Here is a 15,738-nt window from a genome sequence, read left to right on the forward strand (position 1 = left end):
TGATGAAGGGGAGGGAGCGCGGGCAGACCGCGCCCCATTGCGATCAGAGCGAACCGTCGGCGGCGGCCTTCATATAGGCATCGGTGAAGCGCAGCTTCACATTGCCGGCGTCGCCCAGCACCTTGCCGTCAGGCATTTCGATGCCGATGACGTCGGCGGACGGCGCGCCGTTGCCGAGCAGACCCTTCTCGAAGAGGAAGTTGCGCACCAGATCCATGGTCTTCGGCAGGCTGGGCGAAGCGGTGAAGGCAACGGCATCAGCCGGCTTGTCGAAGAGCTTGGTGGCGGCAAGCTGGGCTTCGAAGCCGGAAAGATCGGTGCCCGAAGCCGAGCCCATGGCCTCGCGGGCGGCCTTACCCTCGGCGGTGTCGGCGCGCAGCAGTACGGCCGTCTCGTACCAGATGCCGGCAAGCGCCTTGCCGAAGTTCGGATTGTCCTTCAGCACGCCGCTATTGGCGACCATCAGGTCGATGATTTCGCCCGGCACTTGCGAGCTGTCGAAAACCTTCTTGGCCGAGGGATCTTCGAGGATGGTGGAGACCAGCGGGTTCCAGGTGACGACGGCGGTGACGTCAGGCGTCTTATAGGCCGCGACCATGTCGGCGTCGGAGGTGTTGACGACCTTCACGTCGCGTTCCGTCAGCTTGATGCTTTCGAGCGCGCGGGCGAGCAGATAGTGCGATACGGAGAATTCGACGAGATTGACGTTCTGGCCCTTGATATCGGCAAGGCTCGCCTTGTCCTTCAGGATCACGGCGTCATTGCCGTTGGAAAAGTCGCCGACGATCACGGCGGTCGTATCGACGCCGCCGGCGGCCGGGATCGACAGCCCATCCATATTGGTCAGCGTCACTGCATCGAAGGCGCCGGCCGTGTACTGGTTCATCGATTCCACATAGTCGTTGAATTGGGTGACCTCGATCTTGATGCCGTATTTGTCGGCCCATTTCTTGACGATGCCGTGGTCGGCCGCGTAGCCCCAGGGCATCCAGCCGACATAGATGGACCAGGCCACCTTGAATTCCGTCTTCTGTTCCGCCTCTGCGACGGAAGCAAGGCCAAGCATCAGCGATAGCGCCAGCGCTGTGGTGGAAACAATCTTCGAAAAAGTCTGCATTGAAATTCCCCTTCTGCTTTTCTTCAAAAGGGATCGGCAAAGACCATCGTGCCACCAATCCCTTGGCTTACGAGGTCTCCCGGGCTTTTGTCCCGCCGTGCACCCGGCGGGATTTCTCCTCCGCCGGTGGTGGCTCTCGGACCAGTCGCGCTTCAGAAAAGTGCCGGAACCCTAGCCACCAACTCAGCACATTCTTTGCAAGAGGTGTGCCAGCTTACAAATCTTTGATTTTTCTAGCGCCCGTTCCTTGGTTGCCTGTTACTGTGTACACTTTGCGGCATTTGCTAAATTTTTGAGCAGCGATCGGCGCAGCCATCCAATCGACCTCGTCCTTTCGATCGACCGGCACATCCGGTGCGCCGGCACCGTACCTATGGATCCTTGACGACACATTTTTTGGAAGCCCTCCAATTGCCTTGGAAGTAACCAAACTTGCTTTTTTACAGTCGCAGGAATACTTTTATTTGGTCGGTCAATAAATCGTCCAACCAGTACTGTGTGCGGTGGAGCTATGCCCGAGTTTCACGGAAAGAACCGCCTTGCGGCTATATTGCTGATCTTCCTGACGGCATTGGTCTTTCTCGGGCTTGACCAGCCCGCTGCCGCCGCATCCGCTGAACAGGATGGCCGGCGGGTTGCCTTGATCGTCGGCAACTCCGTTTATAAGACGCTGCCCTCATTGCCCAATCCTGCAAACGACGTCCAGGAAGTCGCAAACACGCTGCGCAGGGCCGGCTTCGACGTGACGATCGGCATCAATGTCGACCGCATCGGACTTGAGAATACGGTGCGCAGCTTCCTGCGCTCGGCGAACAATGCCGAGGCCGGTCTCATCTATTATTCCGGCCACGGCATCCAGGTCGGCGGACAGAATTTCCTCGTGCCGGTCGATGCGACGCTGGAAACGCCCTATGACGTCGAGACGCAGACCATGCCGCTCGACCTGATCCTGAACCATCTCAAGCAGAATTCGCGCGTGCAGCTGATCTTCCTCGATGCCTGCCGCAACAACCCGTTCAATGCGCAGAAATTCTGGATGGCGGAAAAGCTGGAGCCGGTCGGCGCGACGCGCGGGCTGGCGCGCATCGACAGCGATCTCGGCAGCCTGATCGCCTTCTCGACCGAGCCGGGCCAGGTGGCGCTCGATGGCGAGGGGGCGCTCAGCCCCTATTCCGAATCCTTCATCAAGCGCGCCAGCGAGCCGAACAAGGAAATCCGTCAGGTCCTGACCGATGTGCGCCGCGATGTGATCGCCATGACCAATGGCAAGCAGGTCCCATGGGAAAACTCCTCGCTGATGGACAGCTTCTATTTCATCCCCGCCCCACCGCCGCCGAGCGTCGAGCCGATGCAGCAGGTGAGCGTACCGGAAGGCGCCTCCGCGACCCAGCTGCCGATCGCTCCGCCGCATGACGAAACCGGCGCGGCGCTGCTCGTCACGCTCAACCAGCTGCCCCAGACCGGCAAGCTCAGTTTCGACGGCAAGCCGGTGGAGCAGGGCGCCAAGCTGCCGGCCGCGGCGCTGACGGCGCTGAGCTATGATTCATCGGGCGTTGCCGCCGGAACGATCGGCCTGATCGGCTATACGGTCAGCGATCCCTATGGCCAGGCGACGCAGGGCGTCGTCGCCATCACCGTCTCGGCCGATGCCGGCGCCAAGCTCGCCCAGCTCGAACAGGATAAGCAAGCGCGGCTTGCCGATGCCGGCGCCTATCTGAAGGCGCTGCCGCGCGACGTCGATGCGACGATCGGCGTCGGTCCCATCGAAGCCCGTCTGCCTGAAGTACCGGTATCGGCCGCGGACATGACCTTCAAGGTCGCCGCCCTCCCCGACAAGGGCACGCTGCGGGCCGGCGACCGGGTGATCGGGCCCGGCCACGTGCTTGAGGCAGCCGATATTCCGGCGCTATCCTACGAGCCGCAGATCGGCACCGAAAACCAGCCTTTCGCCCTGACGCTGCAAGCCGCCAACGACGACCTGCCGCCCGCCACCGTCACCTTCAAGCCGACGCTTGACGCCTGCGATACCGCCGCCGCCGCACCGCTCGACCTGCAGGGCGTCACCGCCGGCAAGCTGCCGAATGAAATCGATCCAGCCATCGCGGTGCCAGCCTGCACGGACGCAATAAAGACCTATCCTCAGGTGGCGCGCTTCGTCTACCAGCTCGGCCGCGCCCAGCTTGCCAACCGCGACACCAAGACGGCCTTCGGGACGATCAAAAAGGCGATGGATGCCGGGCATATCCGGGCGATCTACGAACTGTCGAGCCTTTACGAGTTCGGTGCCTCCGTTCCGCGCGACGCCGCCAAGGCAAGCCAGATCGCCAAGGACGGAGCGGCCAAGGGCGATCCCTTTGCCCTGCACAGCTACGGCAAGGCGCTCTACTACGGCCGCGGCACCAAGGCCGATCAGCAGCTTGGCTTGCGCCTGATGCTGCAGGCCGCCGATCTCGGCCATACCTATGCAATGAATGAACTCGGCTATATCTTCCTGAACGGCGTCAACGTTCCGGCCGATCCGGAGCGCGGCATCCGCTTCTACGAGGCCGGTGTCCAGCGCAACGACATCTATTCGCTGAACAATCTTGCGCTGGTCTACCGTTTCGGAAAAGGCGCCCCGGAAGATCTGCCGAAAGCGCTCGAGCTTTTCACCCGGGCGTCGGAGGGCGGCCAGCCCTATGCTCCGACCAATCTCGGGCGCATGTACCGGGACGGCGTCGGCGTTGCCGCGGACAAGACCGAAGCGGTGAAGTGGCTGGAGATGGGCGCCGAACGCGGCGACTATTGGGGCGCGCTCGACCGCGCGATACTGGCCAGGGAAGACGGTACCGACGACAGCCTTGAAACTGCGGCGCGTTATTTCGCGCTGGCCACAGCCATCAACATGCCGGGCAGCGGCGATCCGAAGAACCAGGCAAAGGCGGCACTCAAGACCTTGCCCAATGATGCAAAGAAGAAAGCGGAAGAGACCCTTGCCGCCGAGCTGACCGCTCAGGAGAAAAAGGCGCTTCCGAAAACCAAGTCGCTCGATGACAGGCTCGTTCAGCTCGCAAAGGCGACATGGGTCAAGCGAAATCCGAGGTACGATCTCTTCTAAAACGGCGATCCGGGGGCGCCCCACATGACCAGAAAGCTCATCATTCGTGTTCTGCTTTGCTCGACTTTCCTCGCCGGTTCAGGCGCAATCCTGCAGAGCTGTATCTTCGATCCTGGCGCCAAGACGCTGTTTGCCAGTGAAGAGCCGGCGAGAGCCGTCACCCCTGCGAAGCAAACCACGCCCGCCGCTAAGAAAAGAGTGGTCGCAAATACCAGTCAATCGGCTTTCGCCCGCTCTGAGAATAGTTCCGGCGGCAATTCCAGCTCTGGCGGTGGCGGCATGGGCGGCGGCTCCAGTTCCAGCAGCTCTTCCAGTTCGTCCAGCTCGAGCAGTTCATCGAGCTCTTCCGGTAGCCCTTCCTGGTCCGACCGCCGCCTGAAGACCGATATCCGTCGGCTCGGCACCTCGGCTGAGGGCATCCCGATCTATGCCTTCCGCTACATCTGGGGCGGCCCGCTCTTCGTCGGCACGATGGCGCAGGATCTATTGGCGATCCGGCCTGAAGCTGTCATCGCGACAAGGTCGGGCTACTACATGGTCGACTACGACAAGCTCGATATTGCGATGACCTCGCTGCCGGAGGATATGCCGTCCCTGACGGCTGCAGCAGCAATGGCGCTTGCGGCGCGGGCGGCACGGATAGGCTCTCCGGTCTCCGTCCAGCCGGCAATCTGATCGAGAAAGCTGAGCGCGTGCCGATATCGCAGGACAGGGATATCGTGGCCGGCAGCCCTCTCGTCAGTCAGGCTGCGACCCTTGCCGGCGTTCTCGTCGGCATCGCGCTGTCGGACTATCTGCAGCTTGAGCCCGGCATGGCGATGGCGCTTGCCGTCATCTGCCTTCTCCTGGCGTGGATGCTTGTCGAAGGCATACCGGCCGCGCGTCAAGCCTGGGCATCACGGGAAAGACGCAACGAGGCTCCTGCCATCTTCTGGCGGCGCATCGGAACCAAGCTCGTCGGCCTCGCCGCGCTCCTCGGCGCGGTCGTCATTGCCTGTGCGGTCTTTCCGTTTTTCACGCAGTCGTCGGCGGTCCAATGGGTTGTCGAAGCCAGCCATACGACCATTCCCCTTTCCATCGTGCTGGCGATTGCCACAATTCTCTACGTCGCGGTCACCGATCTGATCGCCAAGCAGCCCGATGATTATCTCCATCAGGCCGGACGGGCGGTGCTGATGCAGGATTTTCGCGAAGAGGACGTGCTCTTCGCATTGCGCCTGCTCGCGATCAAATGCTTCTTTCTCGTGCTGATGTTTTCAAGCGGCATGGCCGCTCTTTCCGATCTGGCCGACAAGCCGGCCTGGGCCTTTCCTCCACTGTCAGCGGCCTGGTTCGAAGGCTGGACGCGGCTTGTCTTTCTCCTCGATGTCATCCTTGCAGCCGGCGGCTACATCGCCACCCTTAAGCTTTTCGGCTGGCATGTCAGGGCGACGGAGACGACGGCACTCGGCTGGCTCGTCTGCCTCATCTGTTACGAGCCGTTCTTTCCTGCGATCTCGCAGGCCTTCGTGCCTTATGGCGACGGGCCGGGCTGGGAGAGCGTCATCCGGGAGGGGTCGACAGTCTTCATCCTCTGGAGTGCCGCGATGCTGTTCTGCGCCCTGATCTATGTCTGGGCGACCATCGCCTTCGGGCCGCGTTTCTCCAACCTCACCCATCGCGGCATCATCACCTCAGGCCCCTACCGCTTCATCAAACATCCGGCCTATGTCTCAAAGAACATCGCCTGGTGGCTGTTTGCGGCCCCGAGCTTTATCGCAAGCGGGTTTGCGGAAGGACTTGCCCGGGCCGGCATGCTGGCGATCGTCACTCTCATCTACATCATGCGCGCCCGCGCCGAAGAACGCATGCTGAGCCTGGATCCAGCCTATCGGGACTATGCCGAGCGCGTCGCAGCGCACGGTCTTCTGGCGATGGCGAAGCGGCGTCTGGCGCCGACCGCGCCGCGTGTTTGAAAATCGCGCAAAGACTTTGACCAGGCGAATTCGACCGGAACGCATCCCTAATCTCCGTCATCCCGGGCCTTGAGCCGAGGACCCATGCCACGGCTGCCGGTGGGTCCGGTATGGATGCTCGGCTCAAGGTCTGGGATGACGGAGAACGGAGTGACGGAAGAGGCAAATCACGGCGCGGACACCCGCGTCAGGAAGGAAGTCCGCCCCATCAAACAATAACGTGCGGCCAGTGACGCTCCCGCGTTCAGCCATCCAGCCCCTTGAAGCGCACCGGCTGATAGCCGCGCAGCAGCAGGATTCCGAGTGAATAGGTGTTGCGGCAGACGCGGCCCTTGCAGGCATTGGGCGTTGCCTCCATCACCTCCACCTTGCGGTCGTCGGTGAAGCGCATGAACAGCATCACATGCGAACCCGGGCGGTTCAGCGCGTCGCCCGGCTGCAGCGACCAGGGATCGACAAGCCGCCTGGTAATGCTCGGGATCGCCCGGGTCGAGACATGCATCTTCAGACCCCAGGCTTCGCTGACGAAGCCGGAGCAGTCGACGCCGAGAATATTGGTTTGCGGCGCGCTCTTGGTGCAGACATTGCCGGCCGTCTGGCCGTCGACGACACCCTCGGTGAAGTCCTCGAGCGGCGTCTTGCAGCCCCAGCAATAGGGCACGCCCTTCACCGTCTGGCCGCGTTTGCCGAACAGGTAGAACGGCCGGCGCAGCCGGTTCATGTTGTCGCAAGCCGGCCCCGGATCCTTGCCGTAGGCCGCCGGCGTCACCAGCCAGTTCAGCGTCTCGAAGCCGATCGCCCGCTCGATGACGTCGCCGCGCGATTTCGGCAGGATGGCGACCTTCGGCCCCTTTCCGGGCTTGGCCGCCATCGATGGCTTTGCCGGCCTGGCGACGGCGAGCTTGCGGCCGGGTTCGCGCCCCTCGAGTTTCAGCACCTGCGCCCGGCTCTCCCCGGAGCGCAGAAAAAGCACGTCGCCGCGCGGGCCGATCGCCACGAACCGCCTGGAGAAGACCGTGCCGGGTTCGATCGGCAGGTCGTAGACGCGCTCCAGCACGCCGTTCGGCGTGAAGCGCACCACCAGCATGCCGGTCCGTTCCGGCCGGTCGGCGGGCACGAGTTCGACCAGCGCATAGGGCCTGCCCGTCGTGTCGATGTCGAGCAGTTCGACGGTGCCGATCCGGTTTTCCCCGGTGAGCTGAAGCGAGAGGAAATTCTCCTCCGAGCTCGCGCGCCGCAGCAGGATTTCCGCCTTGTCGTTTGCCGCCGAAACTTCTGCAACGATATCGCCGAGGCCGCGGCTCGGCACGTATTGAACAACCGGCGGGCGGGCTTGCGGCCGGCTGGTGCTGCGGCCGATCTCGTCGATGATGCTGTTCAGCGGACCGGGCGGCACCGAGCCCATCGAGGCGAAGACCGAGCGGGTGTAGTCGTCGGCATCGCCGCCGTCGATGGCGCGCAGGGTCTGCGAGCGGCCATCGGCGCCGGGGGAGCGCTCGAGCGGCACGATGCCGTCAGACCAGAGGTAGAGTTCGTTATGAACGACGGCGAGATCCTCCGGCGCCGCATTTTCGGGCAGCGGCAGGATCTCCGGATCGGCCTGCGAGCGTTCGCCGTCGACGGCGAGCACGCGGCCATTGTTCTGGTCGAGGATGTAGACGGTGCCGTCGTCGCCGACGGTGATCGCCGCCGGTCCGGATGCCTCGACCTCCTCATTGGCGGAGATGATGCCGACCGAACGGGCGCCGTCGCCGCTCGGAAGCTCGATCATCACCGTATCTTTTGCGAGCACAGGCCAGGCGATTGCGATCGCCGCGGCCATGAGAATATGCGAGCTGAAACTGCGCATTGCCGTGAACCCCGGAACAGGATCATCTTGGCCCTGGGGGCCTCGGTCTGAAGCCTGTTCACAATTAAAGAGTGAGAGAATGATGTCGCCCGAAAACCGTTCACAACTTTCGGCATCATGCCCCAAGTCCTTAAAATGTTAGGATAGAAGCGGCTCGTCAGCAAGGCGTTGCTTTCCAAACGATTTGGAGATCGGCGTCGACAATAGTACAACTTCATCGTCTTGGAGTTTTACTGGCAGGGAAGCCGATGCTGGACTGGAACGGTGACGAAGTGGCGCTCGACGTCAGCCTGCTGGAGCAGGTGCGCGCGGCAAGGATCGGCTTTTCCGATCGGGTCTGCGCCGCCTCGGCCAGCAAGGACGAAAAACATCTGGCGCAGTTGCGCTCCGAGCCGACCTATCTGATGGCCGAGTTTCTTTATTCGATGAAGGTGTTCGGCATCAACACGGCTGAAGATGTCGAGCGCTTCGCCGATCTGCACAATGATTACGTGGTGTCGCTCACCCGCGATCCGGCGAAGCTGCAACGCCTCGGGCTTTCGCAGGAGCGGGCGCTCGCTTCGATGTTCACCGCCGACACCAAGCCGCGGCTGATCCAGAACTGGGCTGAAAAATCAGGCGCCATCGATCAGTCCAATCTCGCCCGTTTCCTGGTCGCCGTCATGTCGAGCGAGACCTGCCGCAAGACGCTGATCGATTTCGAGACAGCCGGCTTCATGCAGCGCAGGCGCTCGCCCTATGGCACGATGGTGGTCTGGTCGACCGGCAGGATCGAGGAAATCTTCGGCGAAATGCTGCGCAATCTCCGCCTCGCCCTGCAGCAGCTGAAGATCCTCTGACCTCTCTCCAGCCGATTTCACCCCTCCCAATCGATTGGCGCCGAGCGCCGTTGCCTTCCATTCGGGCTCTCCCTATTGTCGTTCTGGAGCAATTCCAGCAAAAGTGTGCAGCGGTTGCGTTATGGCGCCCCTTGGACGGATGTGACGACGATGAAGAAATCCCGGCTCATAAGCGTGTCGATCGGCCTGCTGCTTTCGCTTGGGATGGCCGGCATCGGCTATGCCGGATCGGTCGAGGATGCGCTGGCGGCGCGAAACCCCGCGCTTGCGGCGCTGCGCCGGCACGATGAAAAGGCTTTTGCCGCCGCCGTTGCTGTTATCGCCGACCATGAACGCGCCGAGGGGCTGACGCCGGGCCAGGGCAAGCTGCCGGAGACGACCTCGCCCGGCCGCGACATGGGCTCGGGCTCCGGCAAGGAATTCACATCGGACAATCCGGATATTCTCTGGCTCTACAATTCCTCGCCGGAGGGAATGAGCGACCTGATCTCGATTCTGAAATCCGCCGGCCAGAAGCCGAAGAACTAACCGTCTTTCTCCAATCCAGTCCGACTATAAACGGACGGCGGATATTGCCGGCCGTGGGTCTTGCCGCGCCTCTGCCTTCGCGCAATCTTTCCGGCTCCAAATAATTTGTAACCCTCCCTCAAGCAAGACAGCCAAAGCCATCCCAATTTCACCGGTCGGTGCTATTCTCATCTTCAGCACAGTGTGAGATTGTTTCGAAGGGGGAGGTTCCGATGCTCAGCCGCAAAGCCATCCTGGCCGCAGCCACATGTCTTTCGCTTTTCTCGCCGATCCCCGAGGTCGGGGCGCAGAACGAACGCACGCTGACGGAAGCGCCGGCTCAGAGCGGGCCTGTCAGCATCACCTTCGATCGCGCCGAGGCGAGATATGCCGTCGGCGAAGTCGTCGGCCTCTTCATCCAGTCGAGCGAGAACGCCTATGTCACGGTGCTGAACGTTTCGCCGAACGGCTCCGTCACCAAGCTCTTCCCGAACAAGTACCAGACCGATGCCCTCGTTGCCGCCGGCAAGCGCGTGCAGGTGCCGGATCCGGCGAGCGGCGCCAGGCTGCAGGTTTCGGGCCCGGTCGGGCAGGAGCAGATCAAGGTCTTCTATTCCTCCAAGCCGCTGACCATCTTCGCCGATCTCGGCGGCAGCGGCAGCGGCATGTTCCGCTCCATCGACGGCGGCATGGAGGCCGTCTCCCGCAGCCTCGAAGAAGCCCGCAGCCTCGGCACCAAGATCAGCAGCAAGACGCTGACGCTGACCACTGTCGACAGCACGGCCGCCCTGCCGCCTTCCGTCGTTCCGCCCGTCGCCGCCGTTCCCGCCGCAAAACCCGCGCCGGTCGAGCAGGCGGCAAAGCCGCCGGTTGCGCCGAAACCGCCGGCTGCCCCGAAGCCGAAACCGGTTGTCAAACCTGAAGTCGCCAAGAAGCCCGAGGCGATCGAAAAGCCGAAGCCCGCGCCCAAACCGGTCGAACAGGCCGTGACGCAGCCGCCGAAGAAATACAAGATCGTCACCAACCTGGCGCCCGGCCAGCAGCTTGCCGCCGATGAGCTGCAGCTGATCGGCCCCGCCGACACCACCGCCTCCACCCGGCCCAGCCAATATAAACAACCGAGCCAATATCAGCAGCCGTCCCAGTCTGCCCAGACCAAGATGCCGAAACTGCCGATGCCGCAGATCAAGATGCCGCAATTCAAGCTTCCCGGCGGTTTCAGCATCAAGATGCCGCCGATGAGCTTTGGCCGGTCGGCCGAACCCGGCCAGTCCGGCGAGGAGATCGAGGTCGCCAATGCCGATAGCCCGGCCTGCAACGCCCTGCTCGACAAGCTGAACACCGCCGTTGCCGCCAAGGATATCACGGCTGCCGCCTCCGAGGCTGATGCCATTGCCGTCAGCGCCGAATGCGGACAGTTCCAGATCAACGCCCAACGCCGCGTCGCAGCCCTGAGGCTCGCCGCCGCCCAGGAAATGATGGCCGCCGACAAGCCGGTCGCCGAGTATGAACCGCTGCTCGTCGCCGCCGACAGCCCGCAGGTGCTCTGGCAGGCCTCCGCCACGCTCGGCGAGATCTATTTCTCCGCCCGCCGCTTCGCCGATGCCGCCGCCGATTACCAACAGGCGATCGAGATCATCAAGAACGAGACCCGCACGCCGAAGGCGCCGCCGGCCGAGACCATCTCCGATCTCATCCAGCGCGCCGCCCAGGCCCGCATTCTGGCCGCCAATCCCACCAGCGACAACCCGCAGGGCAGTTTCGTGCCGGCCGAGAAGGATCACCGCAGCGGCGTGCTCGGCGGCATCTATTCAGAAAATGTGCGCGGCATCGTGCCGGTCTCCATCCCGGTGCCGATCACCTTCGATTTCGACAAGTCGACCTTCACCTCGATTGGCACCGAGGCTGCCCAGGAATTGCTGCAAGCGCTGAAGGAGCAGAAGCCCGGCCGCGTCATCCTGATCGGCCATACCGATCGCAAAGGCGGCGACGATTACAATAAGAAGCTCTCCGAGCGCCGCGCCCAGGCCGTTGCCGATTTCCTGAAGAAAAACGGCATCGACGCCACGATCGACGCGGAAGGCCGCGGCGCCTCCGAACCGGTTGACGTGACCGCCACCGCCAACCTCACCGAAGACGATATCGACGCGCTCAACCGCCGCGTCGAATGGCGCCGCGAATAGAGGGGCGAGGGGGAACCGGCCATGTCCACATTCGCTCCCATGGCCGCCGCACTCGCCCTTCTTGTTCTGGCGGGCACGAACAGCCTCGCCAGGACGATCGAAGCTCCCGAGCGCGGCACGGTCAGAGCCGTTCTGATCGGCATCGATCTCTATCGCAATGTCCCGCCGCTGCACGGCGCCGTCGCCGATGCCGAGGATCTTTCCCTGTCGCTGCGCTCGCTCGGGGTCGAGGACATGACGCTCTTGAAGAACGGCGCGGCCGACCGCCAGGGCATCTTCGATGCGATCGGCGCCGTCACGCAAAGGGCAGGCGAGGGCGATCTCGTCGTGCTCGGCATCGCCGGCCACGGATCGAGCGAGCCGGAGCGCGTCAAGGGCTCGAAACCCAGCGGCCGCGACGAGGTCTATGTGCTGGCCGGCTTCGATACGAGGCTGCCGGGATCGCGCGAGCGCATCTTCGGCGACGAATTCAAGGTGCTGATCCACAAGCTGGAGGAAAAAGGCGCCGAGGTGCTGTTTATCGCCGACACCTGCCATGCCGGCGGCCTCACTCGCGATGTCGACCCGCGCGGCGCCGAGATCACCTGGCGCCAGGCGCCGTCCTATACGATCGAGGAGGATGACCTGGCGCCGATTTCGACCACGGCCGATGCCCTCTCCACCGGCTTCGATTACAAGCGGTTGACCTTTCTTGCCGCCGTCGACGACCATACCAAATCGCCGGAAATATCGATTCCCGGCATAGCTCAGAAGCGCGGGGCGCTGAGTTATGCCACCGCCCGCGCCTTCGAAGGGGCGGCCGACCGCAACGGCGACGGCACTGTGACCCGCCGCGAGCTGTTCGAATATGTGCGCCAGTCGGTCTATCAGTTCACCGACCAGCGGCAGAACATCTTCACGCAAAGCCCGCCCGGGGCGGATCTCGACCGCGCCGTCGTCTATGCCTATGACAAAGCCGGCCCGGCGGAAGGGCAGAAATCGAATGTGCCGCCCCCCCCGCCCGAACCCGCCCCGATCACCCTTGCCGCCCTCGGTTCGGAGCCGGTGCTGGAGGCTGTCGCTCCCGCCGTCACGCCGTTCAAGCTGACGGACGATGCCAATGCCGAACTCGTCTTCGATCCGCAAAAGCGCGAGGCGATCGCCGGCGGCGATGTCGTCGCCTCCGAAGTCGGCGCCGGCGACATGCCCTTCGTCGTCGACCGGATGGCCGCGCTCGACACGCTGAAGCGGCTGTCGGAGATCAACCCGCAAACCGTGCGGGTGACACCATCCGACAAGGTTCATCGCGACGGCGAGCGCGTCGGCGTCACGGTGTCCGAGCTTGCCGGGCGCAAGCTCGTGCTGTTCGACGTCACCGGCGATGGCACGGTGCAGTTTCTCTATCCCGGCGACAGGGAAGCCGATGCCGAGATGTCTGCGACCTTCGATCTCGATCTTTCCGTCGTCGCTCCCTTCGGCACGGACCTGCTCGTCGCGGTCACCTCCGATCAGGCGATGCCTGGTTTGGTGGAATTCCTGAAACAGAACGACCGGCGCCGCACCGCCGGCAACATCGCCAGACAGCTCGGCGAGCTTCTGCCCGAGGGCGCGCGCGTCGGATTTACGGTCCTCTATACCTCCGCCGGAGCCAGGCTATGAGCACGTCGATCAGCAAGGTCTTCAACATTGCGGCCGTCCTTCTGCTGCTGGCCGCGCCGACGTTTGCGCAGCAGGATACCGATTTTGCCGGTGAGGATGGCGGGCGGGTGATCGGCGGCCAGGCGGCGAAGAAGGGCGAATGGCCCTGGCAGGTGAAGATCCTGGCGCCCGATCCCGAGCAGCGCGGCCGCTTCGGCGGCCATTGCGGCGGCTCGCTGATTTCGCCGCGCTGGATCCTGACCGCCGCCCATTGCGTCACCAGCGGCCGTTCCGGCAAGCAGGATCTCTTCGCCCGCGACCTCCTGATCGTCGAGGGAAAGCAGAAGATCGACAAGGTGATCTCGGTTGACGGCCCTGATAAGCCGGGGCTGTCCGTCGAGGACGTGATCATTCACGAGGATTTCGACCGCAAGGTCTTCGCCAACGACATCGCCCTCATCAAGCTTGCCGAACCTGCCGTCTCGAAGCCGGCAATCCTCGCCTCCGCCGCCGACGAGGCCGTGGAAAGCCCCGGCCACACCGCCGTCGTCACCGGCTGGGGTTACACCAAGGCCGATCACGGCTGGGATGACAAATACCTGCCGACCGAACTGCAGGAGGTCGAGCTGCCGCTCGTCTCGCGCGAGGATTGCCGCGCCGCCTATCGCGAGAGCTCGATGCGCATGAACCCGATCGACGAGCGCAATGTCTGCGCCGGTTATGCCGAGGGCGGCAAGGATGCCTGCCAGGGCGACAGCGGCGGGCCGCTGGTCGCGCAGCGCCCCGACAAGCGCTGGATCCAGCTCGGCATCGTCAGCTGGGGCGCCGGCTGCGCCGAGGCCGAACATTACGGGGTCTATACCCGCGTCGCCGCCTTCCGCGACTGGATCGCCGCCAGGACGGACGGTGACGTGCCGAATGCGCCCGACACTTCGGCTGCTGCCGCCGAGGATCAGGTGGCGGCAATCGACACCAAGCGCCGGCCTGCTGCAAGCGAGACGACGGCCGGCACCAAGCAGAAGCAGACGCCGGCTGCACAGCTCGAGGCCAACCTTGCAATTACGACGCCGCCCGGCAGCACGACCGCGCCTGCGGAAACGACGGAGACTCCAGCATCGCCTTCGCCCGAAGGCAGCCAGCCCGAGGTTCAGGCGCCGGCCGCCGAGCTGCCCATGGCTGTGCGTTCTCCCGGCGACCGCGCGCTTCTGATCGGCATCGACGACTATGAGATGCGCGAGGCGAAGCTGACCGGCTCGGTCGACGATGTGAAGGCGATGCAGCTCTTCCTCGTCAAGACGGTCGGCTACCGTCCGGAACAGATCCACACGCTCACCAATCGCAAGGCCACCCGCGCTGCGATCCTTGCCGAAATCGACGACTGGCTGGTGCGTCAGTCTGAGGCCGGCAGCCGCGTCTTCCTCTATTTCAGCGGCCAGGGCTCCGAGGAAATGGGCGCCGAGGCGACGACGAGCCCGACGCTGGTCGCCGCCGATGCCAGGCTGGTGCGCGAGGGGGCCAAGGTGACCGTCACCAATCAGATCCGCGAGACCGAAATCGCCGCCCGGCTGAACAGCCTCAGGGACCGCCGCGTCACGCTGCTGATCGATGCCTGCCATGTCGGCCCCGGCAGCCGCAGCGCGGTGGCCGCGCCCGCCGGCGGCACGGTGCGCTGCCTCGGGCCCGCTCTGGCGTCGCTGCAGCCGCCGAACCGCTCCGGCAAGGAGGCGAAATTCTCCTTCGGCGGCGAAACGGCGATGGTCTGGTCGGCGGTCAATGCCGGGCAATGGGCGCTGGTCGATACCGAGGCCAAACCGCCGCTCGGCGTCTTCACCCGCCGCTTCATCGAAGGCGTGCAGGAAGGGGTGGCGCGCGCTTCCGACAAGCCTGACGTCAGCAACGCCGCCCTGCTTGATTATGTCAGGCGCAAATCGGACGAATATTGCCGGGCCCATTCCGAGGACTGCCGCTTCACGCCGGTGCCGCAATTCTACGGCCTCCCGGATGCGCTTGGCCGCGACGTCGTCACCGGAGAGGAGGCGAAGACCCCGGTCGCCGCCGTCGAAAACACGCTGAAGACCGACAATGAGGCGGGCGTGGCCGTCGACGTGCTGCCCGGCACCTCGGTCAGCATCGGCGACAAGGTGGCGATGCGCGTCTCCACCAAGAAATCAGGCTACCTGATCCTCGTCGATATCGACGCCGCCGGCAAGCTGACGCAGCTCTATCCCAACAAGCGCTCGATGGGCCTGAAGCCGACGGCGAAGGGCGGCGACAACCGGCTCGATCCGGCCCGGCCGGTGGTCGTGCCGGATGCCCGCAATCCCTATATCGGTTTCGAATATGTGGTGGAGGGGCCGGCCGGCGTCGGCATGGTCGTCGCCATTCTCAGCGACAAGCCGATCGAAGTGCTCGACCTGCCTGACGTGCCGACACCGCTCGTCGGCCAGCGCGCCGCCTTCAACTATGTCTACGACCTCGCCCGCAGCCTCAGGATCGTCGGCGACGACGAGACCGGCGTCCAGGGCAAATGGTCGTTCGATTCCAAATTCTATCGCATCCGCTGAAAGGGAGGCG

10 protein-coding genes and 1 riboswitch are annotated in these 15,738 nt (G+C 63.9%); of the genes, 8 read left to right on the top strand and 2 right to left on the bottom strand.

Annotation, left to right across the window (positions count from 1 at the left end):
* Positions 1-43: 43 nt before the first annotated feature.
* Positions 44-1,117 (bottom strand): putative urea ABC transporter substrate-binding protein, encoded by a 1,074-nt coding sequence (locus tag HJC00_RS04680; protein WP_221163689.1) that lies wholly within the window; start codon positions 1,115-1,117, stop codon positions 44-46.
* Positions 1,118-1,191: 74 nt separating this feature from the next.
* Positions 1,192-1,303, bottom strand: a riboswitch (guanidine-I (ykkC/yxkD leader).
* Positions 1,304-1,628: 325 nt separating this feature from the next.
* On the opposite strand from HJC00_RS04680, the gene HJC00_RS04685 reads away from it, so the two are divergent.
* The 3 genes from HJC00_RS04685 to HJC00_RS04695 are packed head-to-tail and all read left to right on the top strand — an operon-like array spanning position 1,629 to position 6,169.
* Positions 1,629-4,214 (top strand): caspase family protein, encoded by a 2,586-nt coding sequence (locus HJC00_RS04685; protein ID WP_221163690.1) that lies wholly within the window; start codon positions 1,629-1,631, stop codon positions 4,212-4,214.
* A 24-nt stretch (positions 4,215-4,238) separates the two neighbouring features.
* Positions 4,239-4,889 carry a tail fiber domain-containing protein gene (locus HJC00_RS04690; RefSeq protein ID WP_221163691.1) on the top strand — a complete coding sequence of 217 codons (651 nt, stop codon included), beginning with the start codon at positions 4,239-4,241 and terminating at the stop codon, positions 4,887-4,889.
* Between the two features lie 17 nt (positions 4,890-4,906).
* Positions 4,907-6,169, top strand: a complete 1,263-nt coding sequence (locus HJC00_RS04695; protein ID WP_221124009.1) for an isoprenylcysteine carboxylmethyltransferase family protein — start codon at positions 4,907-4,909, stop codon at positions 6,167-6,169.
* Positions 6,170-6,413: 244 nt separating this feature from the next.
* On the opposite strand, the gene HJC00_RS04700 is transcribed toward HJC00_RS04695, so the two are convergent.
* The gene (locus tag HJC00_RS04700) at positions 6,414-8,018 is read right to left on the bottom strand and encodes a hypothetical protein (protein ID WP_221163692.1); all 1,605 of its coding nucleotides are present in this window, start codon (positions 8,016-8,018) and stop codon (positions 6,414-6,416) included.
* A gap of 248 nt (positions 8,019-8,266) precedes the next feature.
* Here HJC00_RS04700 and HJC00_RS04705 point away from each other — a divergent pair, with 248 nt between their 5' ends.
* From HJC00_RS04705 to HJC00_RS04725, 5 genes are all read left to right on the top strand, one after another.
* Entirely contained in the window at positions 8,267-8,857 is a 591-nt protein-coding gene (locus tag HJC00_RS04705) for a hypothetical protein (RefSeq protein ID WP_210632609.1), read from the top strand.
* Between the two features lie 150 nt (positions 8,858-9,007).
* Positions 9,008-9,385 carry a hypothetical protein gene (locus HJC00_RS04710; RefSeq protein ID WP_210632610.1) on the top strand — a complete coding sequence of 126 codons (378 nt, stop codon included), beginning with the start codon at positions 9,008-9,010 and terminating at the stop codon, positions 9,383-9,385.
* A gap of 212 nt (positions 9,386-9,597) precedes the next feature.
* Positions 9,598-11,547, top strand: coding sequence for a DUF4384 domain-containing protein (locus HJC00_RS04715; protein ID WP_221123116.1), 1,950 nt, complete (start codon positions 9,598-9,600; stop codon positions 11,545-11,547).
* Positions 11,548-11,568: 21 nt separating this feature from the next.
* The gene (locus HJC00_RS04720) at positions 11,569-13,185 is read left to right on the top strand and encodes a caspase family protein (protein ID WP_210632612.1); all 1,617 of its coding nucleotides are present in this window, start codon (positions 11,569-11,571) and stop codon (positions 13,183-13,185) included.
* Positions 13,182-15,728 (top strand): trypsin-like serine protease, encoded by a 2,547-nt coding sequence (locus HJC00_RS04725; RefSeq protein ID WP_221163693.1) that lies wholly within the window; start codon positions 13,182-13,184, stop codon positions 15,726-15,728. Before HJC00_RS04720 ends, HJC00_RS04725 begins: the two co-directional genes overlap by 4 nt.
* The last annotated feature ends 10 nt before the right edge of the window (positions 15,729-15,738 follow it).

The organism is Rhizobium sp. NLR22b (genome assembly GCF_019685295.1).
In the GTDB taxonomy this organism is placed as follows: Bacteria; Pseudomonadota; Alphaproteobacteria; order Rhizobiales; family Rhizobiaceae; genus Rhizobium.

Coding starts and splice junctions, on each gene's coding strand:
- HJC00_RS04700 (WP_221163692.1), bottom strand. CDS start 8,018: ATGCGCAGTTTCAGCTCGCATATTCTCATGGCCGCGGCGATCGCAATC.
- HJC00_RS04685 (WP_221163690.1), top strand. CDS start 1,629: ATGCCCGAGTTTCACGGAAAGAACCGCCTTGCGGCTATATTGCTGATC.
- HJC00_RS04720 (WP_210632612.1), top strand. CDS start 11,569: ATGTCCACATTCGCTCCCATGGCCGCCGCACTCGCCCTTCTTGTTCTG.
- HJC00_RS04705 (WP_210632609.1), top strand. CDS start 8,267: ATGCTGGACTGGAACGGTGACGAAGTGGCGCTCGACGTCAGCCTGCTG.
- HJC00_RS04710 (WP_210632610.1), top strand. CDS start 9,008: ATGAAGAAATCCCGGCTCATAAGCGTGTCGATCGGCCTGCTGCTTTCG.
- HJC00_RS04725 (WP_221163693.1), top strand. CDS start 13,182: ATGAGCACGTCGATCAGCAAGGTCTTCAACATTGCGGCCGTCCTTCTG.
- HJC00_RS04680 (WP_221163689.1), bottom strand. CDS start 1,117: ATGCAGACTTTTTCGAAGATTGTTTCCACCACAGCGCTGGCGCTATCG.
- HJC00_RS04690 (WP_221163691.1), top strand. CDS start 4,239: ATGACCAGAAAGCTCATCATTCGTGTTCTGCTTTGCTCGACTTTCCTC.
- HJC00_RS04715 (WP_221123116.1), top strand. CDS start 9,598: ATGCTCAGCCGCAAAGCCATCCTGGCCGCAGCCACATGTCTTTCGCTT.